The 15,115-nt window shown below is 62.1% G+C and carries 15 protein-coding genes; 11 read left to right on the top strand and 4 right to left on the bottom strand.

Features of this window, described 5'->3' with window-relative positions:
* The first annotated feature begins 22 nt into the window (after positions 1 to 22).
* Both AC07UB_RS09470 and AC07UB_RS09465 read left to right on the top strand, forming a co-directional pair.
* Entirely contained in the window at positions 23 to 1,231 is a 1,209-nt protein-coding gene (locus AC07UB_RS09470) for an acetyl-CoA C-acetyltransferase (protein ID WP_492791720.1), read from the top strand.
* 10 nt (positions 1,232 to 1,241) lie between these two features.
* Positions 1,242 to 3,455: a 3-hydroxyacyl-CoA dehydrogenase NAD-binding domain-containing protein gene (locus AC07UB_RS09465; RefSeq protein ID WP_494652754.1), complete on the top strand. Its 2,214-nt coding sequence runs from the start codon at positions 1,242 to 1,244 to the stop codon at positions 3,453 to 3,455.
* Between the two features lie 72 nt (positions 3,456 to 3,527).
* Here the strand turns inward: AC07UB_RS09465 and gstA are convergent, their stop codons facing one another.
* Entirely contained in the window at positions 3,528 to 4,142 is a 615-nt protein-coding gene (gene gstA, locus AC07UB_RS09460; RefSeq protein WP_492791722.1) for a glutathione transferase GstA, read from the bottom strand.
* Between the two features lie 141 nt (positions 4,143 to 4,283).
* Here gstA and AC07UB_RS09455 point away from each other — a divergent pair, with 141 nt between their 5' ends.
* The 5 genes from AC07UB_RS09455 to AC07UB_RS09435 all read left to right on the top strand — a co-directional run bounded on the left by AC07UB_RS09455 (position 4,284) and on the right by AC07UB_RS09435 (position 7,969).
* Positions 4,284 to 4,787 carry a MarR family winged helix-turn-helix transcriptional regulator gene (locus tag AC07UB_RS09455; protein ID WP_492791723.1) on the top strand — a complete coding sequence of 168 codons (504 nt, stop codon included), beginning with the start codon at positions 4,284 to 4,286 and terminating at the stop codon, positions 4,785 to 4,787.
* 99 nt (positions 4,788 to 4,886) lie between these two features.
* Positions 4,887 to 6,257, top strand: a complete 1,371-nt coding sequence (locus AC07UB_RS09450; RefSeq protein ID WP_494652752.1) for a glutamate--cysteine ligase — start codon at positions 4,887 to 4,889, stop codon at positions 6,255 to 6,257.
* 276 nt (positions 6,258 to 6,533) lie between these two features.
* A complete protein-coding gene (locus AC07UB_RS09445) occupies positions 6,534 to 7,037 on the top strand; it encodes a PAN domain-containing protein (protein WP_494653599.1) in 504 nt (167 codons plus the stop codon).
* Positions 7,038 to 7,121: 84 nt separating this feature from the next.
* A complete protein-coding gene (locus AC07UB_RS09440; RefSeq protein ID WP_492791725.1) occupies positions 7,122 to 7,478 on the top strand; it encodes a DUF6152 family protein in 357 nt (118 codons plus the stop codon).
* Positions 7,478 to 7,969, top strand: coding sequence for a DUF6644 family protein (locus AC07UB_RS09435; protein WP_492791726.1), 492 nt, complete (start codon positions 7,478 to 7,480; stop codon positions 7,967 to 7,969). Before AC07UB_RS09440 ends, AC07UB_RS09435 begins: the two co-directional genes overlap by 1 nt.
* Before the next feature lie 20 nt (positions 7,970 to 7,989).
* Here the strand turns inward: AC07UB_RS09435 and lepB are convergent, their stop codons facing one another.
* The 3 genes from lepB to AC07UB_RS09420 form a co-directional block, all read right to left on the bottom strand.
* Positions 7,990 to 8,775 (bottom strand): signal peptidase I, encoded by a 786-nt coding sequence (gene lepB / locus AC07UB_RS09430; RefSeq protein WP_494652749.1) that lies wholly within the window; start codon positions 8,773 to 8,775, stop codon positions 7,990 to 7,992.
* 24 nt (positions 8,776 to 8,799) lie between these two features.
* Positions 8,800 to 10,239: a metalloprotease TldD gene (gene tldD, locus AC07UB_RS09425; RefSeq protein WP_494652748.1), complete on the bottom strand. Its 1,440-nt coding sequence runs from the start codon at positions 10,237 to 10,239 to the stop codon at positions 8,800 to 8,802.
* A gap of 121 nt (positions 10,240 to 10,360) precedes the next feature.
* Positions 10,361 to 10,900, bottom strand: coding sequence for an invasion associated locus B family protein (locus AC07UB_RS09420; protein WP_494653597.1), 540 nt, complete (start codon positions 10,898 to 10,900; stop codon positions 10,361 to 10,363).
* Between the two features lie 463 nt (positions 10,901 to 11,363).
* Here AC07UB_RS09420 and coxB point away from each other — a divergent pair, with 463 nt between their 5' ends.
* The 4 genes from coxB (at position 11,364) to AC07UB_RS09400 (ending at position 15,106) form a co-directional block, all read left to right on the top strand.
* Entirely contained in the window at positions 11,364 to 12,209 is an 846-nt protein-coding gene (gene coxB / locus AC07UB_RS09415) for a cytochrome c oxidase subunit II (RefSeq protein WP_492791729.1), read from the top strand.
* A gap of 84 nt (positions 12,210 to 12,293) precedes the next feature.
* Positions 12,294 to 13,910, top strand: a complete 1,617-nt coding sequence (ctaD, locus tag AC07UB_RS09410) for a cytochrome c oxidase subunit I (protein ID WP_492791730.1) — start codon at positions 12,294 to 12,296, stop codon at positions 13,908 to 13,910.
* A 75-nt stretch (positions 13,911 to 13,985) separates the two neighbouring features.
* Complete coding sequence (locus AC07UB_RS09405; protein WP_492791731.1) at positions 13,986 to 14,927, top strand: heme o synthase; 942 nt, start codon at positions 13,986 to 13,988, stop codon at positions 14,925 to 14,927.
* Entirely contained in the window at positions 14,924 to 15,106 is a 183-nt protein-coding gene (locus AC07UB_RS09400) for a cytochrome c oxidase system small membrane protein (RefSeq protein ID WP_492791732.1), read from the top strand. Before AC07UB_RS09405 ends, AC07UB_RS09400 begins: the two co-directional genes overlap by 4 nt.
* Positions 15,107 to 15,115: the final 9 nt, after the last annotated feature.

Here is a 15,115-nt window from a genome sequence, read left to right as displayed (position 1 = left end):
CCGGGACTCGAAGGAGGGCGTTATGCCTGAGGCATTTATCTACGATCATGTCCGCACGCCGCGCGGTAAAGGCAAATCCGACGGCTCCCTCCATGAGGTGACGGCGCTCGCGCTGGCGACCGCGCCGCTGAAGGCGCTCAAGGAACGCAACAACCTCGCGCCCGACAGCATCGACGACGTCGTGCTCGGCGTGGTCGATCCGGTCGGCGAGGCGGGCGGCGACATCGCACGCTTTGCAGCCATGAACGCGGGCTTCGACACCTCGGTGCCGGGCATCCAGATCAATCGCTTCTGCGCATCGGGTCTCGATGCGGTGAATTTCGCCGCGGCACAGGTGATGTCCGGCCAACACGAATTGACGATCGGCGGCGGGGCGGAATCCATGAGCCGCGTCGGCATCATGTCGTCGGGCGCGGCATGGCCGATGGACCCGTCAATGGCCGTGCCGAGCTACTTCATGCCGCAAGGCGTGGCGGCGGATCTGATCGCCACCAAGTACGGCTTCTCGCGCGACAACGTCGATGCCTACGCCGTGCAGAGCCAACAGCGCGCCGCAAAGGCTTGGAACGAGGGCCGCTTCAAGAACTCTGTAGTCCCCGTGAAGGATATCAACGGCATCACCATCCTCGACAAGGACGAACACATGCGTCCTTCGACGACCATGCAGTCGCTCGGGCAGTTGCAGGCCTCGTTCGCGGCGATGGGCGCAATGGGCGGCTTCGACGCGGTCGCCGTGCAGTCGCATCCGGAAATCGAGGCCGTGAACTACGTGCATCATGCCGGCAACTCGTCGGGCATCGTTGACGGCGCAGGCGCAGTGCTGCTCGGCAGCGCGGAAGCCGGCAAGAAGCGCGGGCTGAAGCCGCGTGCAAAAATCCGCGCCTTCGCCAATATCGGCTCGGAGCCCGCGATGATGCTGACCGGTCCGGTCGACGTAACGAAGAAAGTGCTGGAGCGATCCGGCATGAAGCTTTCGGACATCGATCTGTTCGAACTCAACGAGGCGTTCGCATCGGTGGTGCTGCGCTATATCCAGGCCTTCGAGATCGACAACGACAAGATCAACGTCAACGGCGGCGCGATCGCCATGGGCCATCCGCTCGGAGCCACCGGCGCGATGATCCTCGGCACCGTGCTCGACGAACTGGAGCGCACCAACAAGTCGACGGCCCTCGTCACGCTGTGCATCGGCGGCGGCATGGGCACCGCGACCATCATCGAGCGGGTTTGAGGAACAGCACATGACTTACAAGAATTTCAGGGTTGAGACCGACGCCGACGGCATTGCGCTGGTGACGTGGGACATTCCCGGCAAGTCGATGAACGTGCTGGACGAGACCACCAGCACCGAATTGGCGGCCATTGTCGATGCCACGACCAAGGATGCCGCGATCAAGGGCGTCGTCATCACCTCCGGCAAGGAAGCATTTTCCGGTGGTGCGGACCTGACCATGCTGGAAGGCATGAACCGCGCCTATCTGGAATTGCTGAAAGCCAAGGGCGAGGAAATCGCCAACAAGTATGTGTTCGATGAAGTCCGCAAGCTGTCGCAGGCGCTGCGCAACATCGAAACCTCCGGCAAGCCGTGGGTTGCCGCGATCAACGGCCTCGCGCTCGGTGGCGCGTTCGAACTGACGCTGGCTTGCCACTATCGTGTGGCCTCCGAGAATCCCAAGACACGCCTTGGCCTTCCTGAAATCAAGGTTGGGCTTTTCCCCGGCGGCGGCGGCACGCAGCGGCTCCCGCGCATGCTTCAGCCGATGGAAGCCCTGCAGATGCTGCTCAAGGGCGACGCCATCGACCTCAAGAAGGCTCTTGCCTCGGGCATCGTCGGCGCGGTGGTTCCTGCGGCAGATCTGATCAAGACCGCGAAGGACTGGATCAAGGCCGGCGGCAAGGCCGTGGCACCCTGGGATGAGAAGGGTTTCAAGCTGCCCGCCGGGCCGGTCTACTCGAAAGCTGGAATGCAGTTTTTCCCGCCGGCCAACGCGATCCTGCGCCGCGAGACCTACGACAATTATCCGGCGGCCCGCGCGATCCTGCAGTGCGTCTATGAAGGCCTGCAATTGCCGATGGATGCCGCGCTGCGCGTCGAGTCGCGCTACTTCTCGAAGATCCTGCGCTCGAAGGAGGCGGCGGCGATGATCCGCAGCCTGTTCGTGTCGATGGGCGAACTCAACAAGGGCGCACGCCGTCCGCAGAACGTGCCTGCCACGAAGGTGAAGAAGCTCGCCGTCATTGGCGCCGGCTTCATGGGCGCGAGCGTCGGCTTTGTGTCCGCGCAGGCCGGCATCGAGGTCGTACTGATTGATCGCGATCAGGACAGCGCCGACAAGGGCAAGGGTCACGCCAAGGCTGTGGTCGATGCCGCAGTGTCCAAGGGCCGCATGAAGCAGGCTGACGGCGATGCAATTCTCGCGCGCATCACCGCGACCCCGGACTACAACGCGATCAAGGACTGCGACCTCGTCATCGAAGCCGTGTTCGAAGATCGCAACGTCAAGGCGGAGACCTATGCCAAGGCGCAGCCGCTGCTGCGCTCGGATGCGATCTTTGCGACCAACACCTCGACGCTGCCGATCAATTCGCTGGCCGAAGAGTGGAAGGATCAGTCGAAGTTCATCGGCATTCACTTCTTCTCGCCGGTGGAGAAGATGATGCTGGTGGAAATCATCGTCGGCAAGAACACCGGCGAGGTCGCGCTCGCGACCGCGCTGGATTACGTCCGCCAGATCAAGAAGACGCCGATCGTCGTGAATGACTCACGCGGCTTCTTCGCCAACCGTTGCGTGCTGCGCTACATCGGTGAAGGCTACGAGATGCTGCTGGAAGGCGTGCCACCGGCGATGATCGAGAACGTCGGCAAGATGGCCGGCATGCCGGTCGGGCCGCTGTCGCTCAACGACGAAATCGCCATCGACCTTGCGCTGAAGATTCTGAAAGCCACCGAGGCCGACATCGGCACGCAGGCGGTCGATCAGGATCAGAAGAAGCTGTTGGTCGAAATGGTCGAGAAGCGCGGACGCCTCGGCCGCAAGAACGGCAAGGGCTTCTACGATTATCCCGAGAAGGGCAAGGGCCAGAAGAAGCTGTGGCCCGAACTGTCCACCTTGCAGCCCAAGCACCTCGATCCGGATACGCTGGACATCGAGGAGCTGAAGCAGCGCTTCCTCGTGGTGCAGGCGGTGGAAGCCGCGCGTACGGTTGAGGATCATGTCATCACCGATCCGCGCGAGGCCGATGTCGGCTCGATCCTCGGATTCGGCTTCGCGCCATTCACCGGCGGCACGCTGTCCTACATCGACTTCATGGGCACAAAGAACTTTGTCGAGCTGTGCCACAAGCTGGAGAAGAAGTACGGCTCGCGGTTCACGCCGCCGAAGCTTCTGATCGATATGGCGGCCAAGGGCGAGACCTTCTACGGTCGCTTCCCGCCGAAAAAGCTCGCGGCGTAAATATCGCTTCGTAAGAATACAAAAAGGCGGGATCGATGATCCCGCCTTTTTCATTCTCGGATATGATCGCGCTTACGAAGCTTTCATCAGACCTTCAGCGGCGAGCGCTTCCTGCACTTTCGGACGCGCGCCGACGCGGTCCTTGAACGCCATCAGGTTCTTCAGGCCCGAAAGATCCATCTTCATGCCGTCGGCCCAGCGCAGCATCGTGAACAGATAGCCGTCCGGCACGGTGAACTGCTTGCCCATCAGGTAATCCTTACCCGCGAGCGCGTCGTTGATGTAGGCGAACTTGCCCATGATCCGGTCCCTGAAGAACGCCTTGGTGTCGTCCGAAAGCGCCGGCTGAAACAGCGGGCTGAAATTCTTGTGCAATTCGGTGCTGACGAAATTCAGCCACTCCTGCAGGCGGTAGCGCTCCGCGGTCCCGTTGCCGGGAACCAGATTCTTGCCCGGAACCTTGTCGGCGATCATCTGCACGATCACCGGGCCTTCGGTCAGCATTTCGCCGTTGTCCATGCCCAGCGCCGGGACCTGGCCCTTGGGGTTGATCGCCTTGTAATCGCTGCCGTCCTCGAGCTTCTTGGCCTTGAGGTCGACCTTGACCAGATCGAACGGGATACCGGCCTCTTTCAGGGCGATATGGGGCGAAAGCGAACAGGCGCCGGGGGAATAATAGAGTTTCATGGGAGGTATCCTTTTGAAGATTCGAGAGGCCGGGGCATTGGCAATACCCATGGCGGTCCACTAAATGCTGTCATAAGTCAAGATTGATGCAACTGCATTTATTGGGGTAAGCTCGGCTGTCCCCACGGCATGGACGATACCATGAAACGCAAACCATCCACCGAAGCGACGGATGTCTGGATCCGCCTGATGCGGGTTCAAGGCAAGGTGCTCGGCGCTGTCGAGCAGGATCTCAAGAAGGCGGGATTTCCGCCGCTCGCCTGGTACGACGCGCTGCTCGAACTGTCGCGCGCGCCGAGCGGTGAACTGCGCCCGGTCGAACTCGAGAAGCAGATGTTGCTGCCGCAGTATTCCACCTCGCGCCTGATCGATCGTCTGGTCGAGGAAGGCCTTGCCGTGCGTCGCGAGTGCGAGAAGGACAAGCGCGGCCTGTTCGTCGAGATCACGGACGCCGGACGCGAGTTGCAGAAGCGGATGTGGAACTCGTATTCCGCGGCGATCGAACGTCACATCGGCTCGAAACTGTCGGACGCCGATGCGGTCAGGCTGAGCGGTCTGCTCGACAGGCTCGGCTGCTGCGCCGGCGCGCCGCAAGCTGTTGCGGTCTCCAGGGACGCTGCCAAAGAAACCACGTCCGCCCGATGATCCTTTGTTTACCTCTCGTGGCTACGGATGCCTGCATCCGTCGCACTTCCCTGCATCGCGCGCTGAAAATGACAGCTACGCTTCTTACCCGGATGTCTCATGGCGCGTGACCAGATTGATATGACGCCGTTGCAGTCGCGTGACGAACTGGTCGCGTGGCTGGAAGCGGGCGTGAAGCCGAAATCCGAATTCCGCATCGGCACAGAGCACGAGAAAACACCGTTCACGCTGGAAGGCCACAAGCCCGTCCCCTATGAAGGCGCGCGGGGTATCGGCGCTCTTCTCGAAGGCATGAAGCTGTTGCTCGGCTGGGAGCCGATCACGGAGAACGGCAACATTATCGGGCTTTACGATGTGACCGGCGGCGGCGCCATCTCGCTGGAGCCGGGCGGTCAGTTCGAATTGTCCGGCGCGCCGGTCGAGACCGTGCATCAGACTTCGTCCGAACTGATGGCGCATCTGGCGCAGGTCCGCGAAATCGCGACACCGCTTGGCATCGGATTTCTCGGCCTTGGCATGACGCCATCATGGTCGCGCAAACAGATTCCGGTGATGCCGAAAGGCCGTTACCGGATCATGACCGATTACATGCCGAAGGTGGGCCAGTACGGCCTCGACATGATGTACCGGACCTGCACGGTGCAGACCAATCTCGATTTCTGCTCCGAAGCCGACATGGTCAAGAAGCTGCGCGTGTCGGTAGCGCTGCAGCCGGTGGCCACCGCGCTGTTCGCGAATTCACCGTTCACCGAAGGCAAGCCGAATGGCTTCCTCTCGTTCCGCTCCGAAATCTGGCGCGACACCGACAATGCCCGCGCCGGCATGATTCCGTGGGCGTTCGAGGACGGCATGGGCTTCGAGCGCTGGGTCGATTACGCGCTCGACGTGCCGATGTATTTCGTCAAGCGCGGCGACGATTACATCGACGTGTCCGGATCGTCGTTCCGCGATTTCTTCGACGGCAAGAACAAGATGATGCCAGGCGAAAAGCCGACGCTGTCCGACTGGGCCAATCATCTCTCGACGATTTTCCCTGAGGTGCGGCTGAAGCGGTATCTCGAAATGCGCGGCGCCGACGGCGTGCCGTCACAGCAGTTGCCGTCGCTGTCGGCGTTCTGGGTTGGGCTGCTTTACGATAACGACAGTCTGGACGCCGCGTGGGATATCGCCCGACGATGGACCGTGCAGGAGCGCCAGGCCTTGCGCGACGACGTCCCCCGGCTGGGCTTCAAGGCGAAAATCGGCAACCGCTATCTGTTCGAGGTGGCCAAGGACTGCATGGCGCTGGCGCACAGGGGTCTGGCCCGACGCGGCAGAATTGATCATCTCGGTCGCGACGAGACGCGGTATCTGGACCCGCTCGACCGCATCATCGAATGCGGACATACGCCGGCCGAACAGCTCCTCGCGAAATTCAACGGCGCTTGGGGCGGCTCGGTGGAGCCGGCCTATGACGAGTATGCTTTTTAGCGTTTTCTCAATGACTTAGCGCGAGGCCGCACACAGCATCACGGTTCTTTGCCGATCGGGATGCGCCGGTTCACGAGAATGTTGTTCCGGCATTTATCTGCCGTTCATCTGCCATACATCAGCGCGGCGATTGAATAGGCGTCGTCCGCCCGGACGTTTGCCCATCGCTCACCGGATGGCGTCCGTCCCCCCGCTGAAAGCGATGGCATGCTTCGAATCTGTACTTTCAGATCATGCTTGAACGCATGTTTGTCATTCGCCATTGCGCTCGCCGTGATGCTTGTCGTGCAGGGTCAGCCCGCGCACGCGCAAGCCAATTTCGACCGGCCCGGCGGCGACTATTCGCGCTCGGTGGTGCCGTCCGGAGATCCTGCGGTCTGCGCCCTGCAATGCGAGCGCGACCGAAAATGCCGGGCGTGGAGTTTCAATTATCCGCTGGTCAATGAAGACGGCGCAATCTGCTGGCTGAAGAACAGCGTTCCGCCACGCACCGCGAGCAACTGCTGCGTGTCGGGCGTTCGCGGCGCCGGTGTTGTCGAGCCGCGCAACAGCACGCTGGAAGTCGAGACCGACAGACTCGGCGGCGATTTTCGCAATCTCGAAGTGGGCGTCGATCCGAATGGCACGACATGCAAGGCAGCGTGCGATGCCGACAACAAGTGCCGGGCGTGGACCTACGCGCGGCCGGGTTATATCGGCAAATCAGCGCGCTGTTTCCTGAAGGATCACGTGAAACCGCCGCGCCGCAAGCCGGGGTTCATTTCCGGCGTGGTGCGATAATCCGCTCCGCAGGGACAAACGATTATCCGATTTGCGCGTTAAGCTGGGTTGTTCGGGCTGGATCGAACGGTCAGGAGCGCTCCGATGAGACATAGCTGCCTTGCAATCGCTGGATTTTTCATTCTCGCCGTCACGACCATGACGGCTGTCGCACATCATGGCTGGGGAAGTTACGACGCCAGCAAACCGGTGACGGTGGAGGGCTCGATTCTGACGAGCACGTTCGAGAATCCCCACGCGACCATCGCCGTGAAGGGCGCGGACAAGATATGGACCGTGACGCTGGCGCCGACATCGCGCATGATCGCGCGCGGCGCGCCGGCTGAAGTCGTGGCCGTCGGCAAGACGGTGTCGGCTTATGGCTATCCTTCGACCATCGAGATGAACGAGATGCGCGCGGAACGGATTACGGTGGACGGCAAGACCTACGAGTTGCGCTGATGATGGAGTCCGCGCCTGCGATCTTCTCCGCGATCGAGGCATCGGCTTTCGGCGCGGCCATCCGGCAATCGCGCTGGCTATACATGGTCGCCAATGTCGGTCACATCGTCTCGCTGATGGTGTTCGCGGGCGCCATCGCCGTGATGGACATGCGGATGGCGGGAGCGTTGTCCGCGACCTCACCGGGTTATGTGCTGAAGATGGCGCGCCGCGTCGCGTTGGCCGGGTTTGCCGGCCTTGTCGTGTCGGGTGCATTCCTGTTCACGGCGGAAGCCAGCCACGTCATCATGAACCGTGTGTTTCAGGTCAAGCTCGGCCTGATTGTACTTGGTCTGCTCAACATAGCGCTGTTCGAAATCCTCATCGCGCCGAAGGTGAAGGATCTGCCGCCGCTGGTTCCGTTGCCTTCCGGCGCGCGGACCGGGGCGATGGCGTCGCTTGCGATCTGGATTGCGGTCGCGATCTGCGGGCGTTCAATCGCGTATTTTTAGCGGATACGCGCGCAGCGATCTCAATGCACCGACGTAAACGATCGCGCGATCCGGAATCCCGACAACCATGTCCACACCGGCTGGCTTCTGATGCCGAGATCCCACGAGCCGACGATGGCATCGACACGGCCGACGAGATTTGCGACCGGCAGAAGTCCGACGCCGCCATCGGAGACACGCACGCGGCTGTCGGCTGAATTATCGCGGTTGTCGCCCATGACGAACAGGTGGTCCGGGGGCACGGTGACGTCGGGCGTGTTGTCGAGGAAGCCGTGCTCGCGCTGCTTGAACAGCATATGCGCGCGGCCGCCGGGCAGCGTCTCGACAAAGCGCTTCGCGGGCCTGTTGCGTCCTGCTTCGTCCTCGGCCTGACCGAGGCCGTCGGGCTTCAATGAGACGGGCTGGCCGTTGATCCATAAATATCCGTCGCGCATCTGCACATGGTCGCCCGGTAAACCCACCACGCGCTTGACCCAGACCTGCGACGTGTCGCCGGGCCAGCGGAACACCACGACGTCGCCGCGATCGGGCAGCGCGCCGAATACACGTCCGGTCGCGGGGAGCGCCACGTTCACCGGCAGCGATGCCGCGCTGTAACCGTAGGGATATTTCGACGCCAGCAGCGCATCGCCGATCAGCAGCGTCGGCTCCATCGAGCCCGACGGCACGTAAAACGGCTCGGCGAGCGCGCCCTTTGCCGCCATCACGATCAGGAAAGCCGCGACGATCTCGACGAGCGATCGGGTCCAGGATCGCGACGACTTCGCGGTGCGCGGAATTTCCAGCTCTTCTCTGTGCTCGGACATGATCGTTTCCGAAACTGGTTGTGCCTAGCCGGTGCCGCCGACGGTGATGCGATCCATCCGCAGTGTCGGCTGACCGACGCCGACCGGCACGCCCTGGCCCTGTTTGCCGCAGGTGCCGATACCGTCGTCGAGTTGCAGATCGTTGCCGACCATTGAAATGCGATGCAGGTCGGTGGGGCCGTTGCCGATCAGCATTGCGCCTTTCAGCGGCGCGCCGAGTTTTCCGTTTTCGATTTTGTAAGCCTCGGTGCACTGGAAGACATACTTGCCCGAAACGATATCGACCTGGCCGCCGCCGAAATTCGCGGCGAAGATTCCGTTTTTGACGGAGCCAAGAATTTCCGCGGGATCGCGGCCGCCGGCCAGCATGTAGGTGTTGGTCATGCGCGGCATCGGCACATGCGCATAGGATTCACGCCGTCCGTTGCCGGTCGGCTTCATGTTCATCAGCCGTGCGTTCTGGCGGTCCTGCATGTAGCCGACGAGAATGCCGTCCTCGATCAGCACGGTGCGATTGGTTGGCGTGCCTTCGTCGTCGATCGACAACGAGCCGCGCTTCGATGAGATGGTGCCGTCATCGACCACGGTCACGCCCTTGGCCGCGACCTGCTGGCCCATCAGGCCCGAGAAGGCCGAGGTCTGCTTGCGATTGAAATCGCCCTCGAGCCCGTGACCCACGGCTTCGTGCAGCATCACACCGGGCCAGCCGGGGCCGAGCACCACGTCCATTTCGCCTGCGGGCGCGGGCACTGACTCCAGATTGACCAGCGCCTGACGGATCGCGCCGTCGGCCGCCGAGCGCCATGCCTTGGTCTCGATGAAGCGCGCATAACCCTCGCGTCCGCCGTAGCCGTGGCTGCCGCTTTCCTGCCGGTCGCCGTTGCCTGCGACCACGGAAATGTTCACGCGCACCAGCGGGCGGACGTCGCGATAGCTCTCGCCATCGGGGCGCAGGATTTCCACGATCTGCCACGTCGCGCCGAGGCTGACGGAGACCTGCCGAACGCGAGGATCCTTGTCGCGCACATAGGCGTCGATCTCGGCCAGCAGCTTCACCTTGCTCTCGAAGCTCTGACCGTCGAGCGGATTCTCGTCGCCATAAAGCCGCGTGTTGGTGTGGCCGGGGGCGGCTGCGAATGTTCCGGAATAGCCGCCGCGCACCGCATGAACCGCATCGGCGGCGCGGATCAGCGCGGGCAATGATACGTCGGAGGAATGGGCGTAGCCGACTGCGTCGTTCTTGACCGCGCGCAGGCCGAAGCCCTGCGCCGTGTCGTAGGTCGCCTGCTTGAGGCGGCCGTTGTCGAAGCCGAGCCCTTCGGACTGGCGGTATTCGAGAAACAGCTCGCCGTCGTCGGCTCCCTCCAGCCCGCGCACGACCTGCTTGCGCACGTCGTCACGGTCGAGACCGGCGCGATCGAGCAGGGAGGCGGTGACGGCGACGGTGTCGGACGATTGGCTCATAAAAAACTCCCGGGAACTCCAAGGCCGCAAAAATGGCGGCGAAGGTCAGGCCCACAAGATAGGGACGATCGTGCCGGAGGGCGAGGGGAGCATTTTCCGGCTCTCGCCAAAGGGTCAGAGTCTACGGCAGCTTGTCGTAGCCTTCGCCGAGCCCCTTCAGGCTGAGGGGGAAGCCGATGCCTTCTTCCGGGGTCTCGAAGATAATGAAGGTCGCGGTTTTTGCGGTTTTCAACTGATTGAGTAGCGTATCGTCCATCACGACTTCGGCAACACACCCGTTCGGCAGGCAGCGCACAAAGCCGGCGCGCCCCACGTCCTTGTCGTCGAGCTTCAGGCCGAGGCCTGACGGCAGCAGGACGCCGAGCGGCGCGACCACCCGCATCAGCTTGCTCTTCTGATCCGCGGTTTTGAGAATAATAACCGTCAGTCCCGCATTGGAACGGTCTTCGGCGACGACGCTCTGGATCAGGGCGCATTGCTCGCCCTGCGCGCCTGCGGGGGTATCGCAGCGGATCTGCCAGTCACCGTGGACGGATTTGACGGCTCCCTGCGCGCTGGCCGGAGCGGCAGTCGCCAGAAGAGTCGCCACCGCGACAAGCGCGAGCCGAATCGGCAGGATCGCGTGATTGCGGATTGAGAAAGCTTGGTTTCGCACGCCCATCAGGCTCAATTCCTTGGCAGTGATCTCGGCCATTCCCGGCATGACAATTCCGGCCTGTCCCGGCAGTTTCCCCAGCGTCTCCTGCCTGAGGGCTGGATTGATAGGGTAATGACGGCGTCTTGAGGGCAAGTTATCGCCGGGACGCACCACCTCTACAGCCACGAATCGGGTTTTCGCCACCTATGTCGCCCGTGGGTACAACGAGCAATCCAAGTGTCAAGCATTCTCCCGCCGCAGGGCCGTCAGTTTTGGCCGATTTGCCAATGGGATTCGGCTCTTTCAGACACCTTATAACGTGCATTGCGGTAGGCATGGAATTATGGTTTGAGGAACGGGAAATTCGACGCGTTCTAACCTTGGGCCGAAGGCCGAAATCCTGAACGCGCCTGAAAATGCAGGCTTAGAAGCAGATCTTGCCGCCCGGCGGGATCGCCGGGACGACGAGAGCAGGAGCGAGAGCGGCATGAAGATGTCGAAGGGCCAAATCGGCCGCCGAGTACTGGGTTTTGCGGTGGCTGCCACCGCGCTGGCAACGGCAGGGGCAGCTTTCGCGGCCGGGACGCTGGGTCAGCCCTCGCCCTGGGAATACGCGCTCCAGCCGTCCGCATCGCCGGTGATGGACAACATCACATGGTTCCACAATTTTCTGCTCTGGATCATCACCGCGATCACGGTCTTCGTCGCGATTTTGCTCGGCATCGTGGCCGTCAAGTTCAACGCCAAGAAGAACCCGGTCCCCTCCAAGACCACCCATAACACGCTGATCGAAGTGGTCTGGACCATCGTGCCGGTCCTGATTCTGGTCGGCATCGCCGTACCGTCGTTCCGTCTGCTTTTCCAGCAGCTCGATATTCCGAAGGCTGATCTGACGATCAAGGCCACCGGCAAGCAGTGGTACTGGAGCTACGCCTATCCCGACAACGGCAAGTTCGAATTCGACTCGCTGATGGTCGCCGACAAGCAGCCGCGCCTTCTGGCCGTCGACAATGAAGTGGTTGTCCCGGTGAACAAGGTGATCCGGGTGCAGGTCACAGGCGCCGACGTGATCCACTCCTTCGCGATGCCGGCATTCGGCGTCAAGATCGACGCCGTTCCCGGCCGTCTCAACGAGACATGGTTCAAGGCGACCAAGGAAGGCATGTTCTACGGCCAGTGCTCGGAATTGTGCGGCAAGGACCACGCCTACATGCCGATCGCGATCAAGGTTGTGAGCGACGCCGATTTCACGAAATGGGTCGAGGCCGCGAAGAAGAAGTATGCAAGCACTCCGGCGAATTCCTACGCTTCGATCGGGGCTGTCGCGCAGTAAGCGCATCGACGGACAAGGGCGGCCGGGCGCACGACGCTCACGGTCGCAAGGCTGACGGGACTGCAAGGCTTAAAGGATTTGAAAATGGCCACCTCCGCTGCAACACATGATCACGCTCATGACGACCATGCGCACGATCACCCGACCGGGTGGCGGCGTTATGTCTATTCGACGAACCATAAGGACATCGGCACGATGTACCTTATCTTCGCGATCGTCGCGGGTGTCATCGGCGGCGCAATGTCGGTCGCGATCCGCATCGAGCTGATGTATCCCGGTGTGCAGCTCTTCCATGAAGCCCACACCTACAATGTGTTCGTGACGTCCCACGGCCTCATCATGATCTTCTTCATGGTGATGCCGGCGATGATCGGCGGCTTCGGCAACTGGTTCGTGCCGTTGATGATCGGTGCACCGGACATGGCGTTCCCGCGCATGAACAACGTTTCGTTCTGGCTGCTGCCGGCTTCCTTCGCGCTGCTCCTGATCTCGACCTTCGTCGAGGGCGAGCCGGGCGCGAACGGCGTCGGTGCGGGCTGGACGATGTACGCGCCGCTCTCGACCTCGGGCCATCCCGGTCCCGCGGTCGATTTCGCGATCCTGTCGCTGCATATCGCCGGTGCATCGTCGATTCTCGGCGCGATCAACTTCATCACCACGATCTTCAACATGCGCGCGCCTGGCATGACCATGCACAAGATGCCGCTGTTCGTGTGGTCGATTCTCGTCACGGTGTTCCTGCTGCTGCTGTCGCTGCCGGTTCTGGCCGGCGCCATCACCATGCTGCTGACCGACCGCAACTTCGGCACCACGTTCTTCGCGGCCGACGGTGGCGGCGATCCGGTGCTGTTCCAGCATCTGTTCTGGTTCTTCGGCCACCCCGAAGTGTACATCCTGATCCTGCCGGGCTTCGGCATGATCTCGCAGATCGTCTCGACCTTCTCGCGCAAGCCTGTGTTCGGTTATCTCGGCATGGCCTACGCCATGGTCGCCATCGGCGGCATCGGCTTCGTGGTCTGGGCGCATCACATGTACACGGTGGGCATGTCATCCGCGACGCAGGCCTATTTCGTCGCGGCGACCATGGTCATCGCGGTGCCGACCGGCGTGAAGATCTTCTCGTGGATCGCCACCATGTGGGGCGGATCGATCGAATTCCGCGCCCCGATGATCTGGGCGATGGGCTTCATCTTCCTGTTCACGCTCGGCGGTGTGACCGGTGTGGTGCTCGCCAACGCCGGCGTCGACCGCGTGCTGCAGGATACCTATTACGTCGTCGCCCACTTCCACTACGTGCTGTCGCTGGGCGCCGTATTCGCGATCTTCGCGGGCTGGTACTACTGGTTCCCGAAGATGTTCGGCTACATGTACAACGAGACCATCGCCAAGGCGCACTTCTGGGTGACCTTCGTCGGCGTGAACCTGGTGTTCTTCCCGCAGCATTTCCTCGGCCTGTCGGGCATGCCGCGCCGCTACATCGATTATCCCGATGCATTCGCCGGCTGGAATCTGGTGTCGTCGATCGGCTCGTACATCTCCGCGTTCGGCGTGCTGATCTTCATCTACGGCGTGATCCAGGCGTTCGTCCGCAAGGAACAGGCCGCCGACAATCCGTGGGGCGCCGGTGCAACCACGCTGGAATGGACGCTGTCGTCGCCGCCGCCATTCCATCAGTTCGAAGTTCTGCCGCGCGTTCAGTAATTTCGCGGCTGGGTAAAGCATCCGCCACGGCCGAAAGGTCGTGGCGGCTGAAACGTTCAGGGAAGTGAGCAACAAGTGTCGGCTGTCGACCATCGCGCGATAGATATGTCGCCTCGTATCTCCGAGGCAGGCGTCGCGGATTACATCGCGCTGCTGAAGCCGCGCGTGATGTCACTGGTGGTGTTCACCGCGCTGGTCGGACTCGTGATCGCGCCGGGGCATTTTCATCCCGTGCTGGCGATCACGTCGATCCTCTGCATCGCGGTCGGCGGCGGCGCTGCCGGCGCGCTGAACATGTGGTACGAGGCCGATATCGATGCGCTGATGTCGCGCACCGCGAACCGTCCGATTCCGCGTGGGCGTATCCTGCCCGGCGAGGCGCTTGCTTTCGGTCTGACGCTGGCGTTCTTCTCGGTGATGACGCTTGGCATTCTCGTGAACTGGCTCGCGGGTGCGCTGCTGGCTTTCACGATCTTCTTTTACGTCGTCGTCTACACGATGTGGCTGAAGCGCTGGACCGCGCAGAACATTGTGATCGGCGGCGCCGCCGGCGCATTGCCGCCGGTGGTGGCCTGGGCCGCGGCCACCGGATCGCTGTCGCCGGAGCCGATCCTGCTGTTTCTCATCATCTTCCTGTGGACGCCGCCGCACTTCTGGGCGCTGGCTCTGTTCCGCACCGACGATTACGGACGCGCCAACATCCCGATGCTGCCGAACGTCGCCGGCCCGGATGCGACACGGCTGCAAATCCTGCTCTACACGATCCTGCTGGTCGCAGTCGCGATCGCGCCGTGGCCGCTGGGATATTTCAGCGCCGTCTACGGCGTAACGGCGGCCATCCTCGGCGCCGGCATGATGTGGTACGCGGTGCGCGTTTATCGCGAGCGCACCGGCAGTGCCGGCCTGCAAGCGACGCGCGCGTTGTTCAAGTTTTCGATCCTCTATCTGTTCGGGTTGTTTGCCGTGCTGCTGTGTGAAGTGGTGGTTGCGGCGCTCGCGCGGATGTTCTGGTCATGAGCGCGGGTATCGTCATGGACAGCAAGAAGCCGCAAGAAGGCATCGTTCTCACGCCGGAGCAGAAAAAGCGCCAGCGCGAGCGTTCCATTGCCATTGCACTTGCCTTGGGTGTGCTGGTGATCCTGTTTTTCGCAGTGACGCTGGTGAAGGGCCCGATCGTGCTCTCACGGCCGATCTGACGGCACTGA

The sequence above is a fragment of the Afipia sp. GW821-FHT04G03 genome (genome assembly GCF_059419985.1).
Note: the sequence above shows the minus strand (reverse complement) of the source record. Positions and strands in the feature narration are given on the sequence as shown.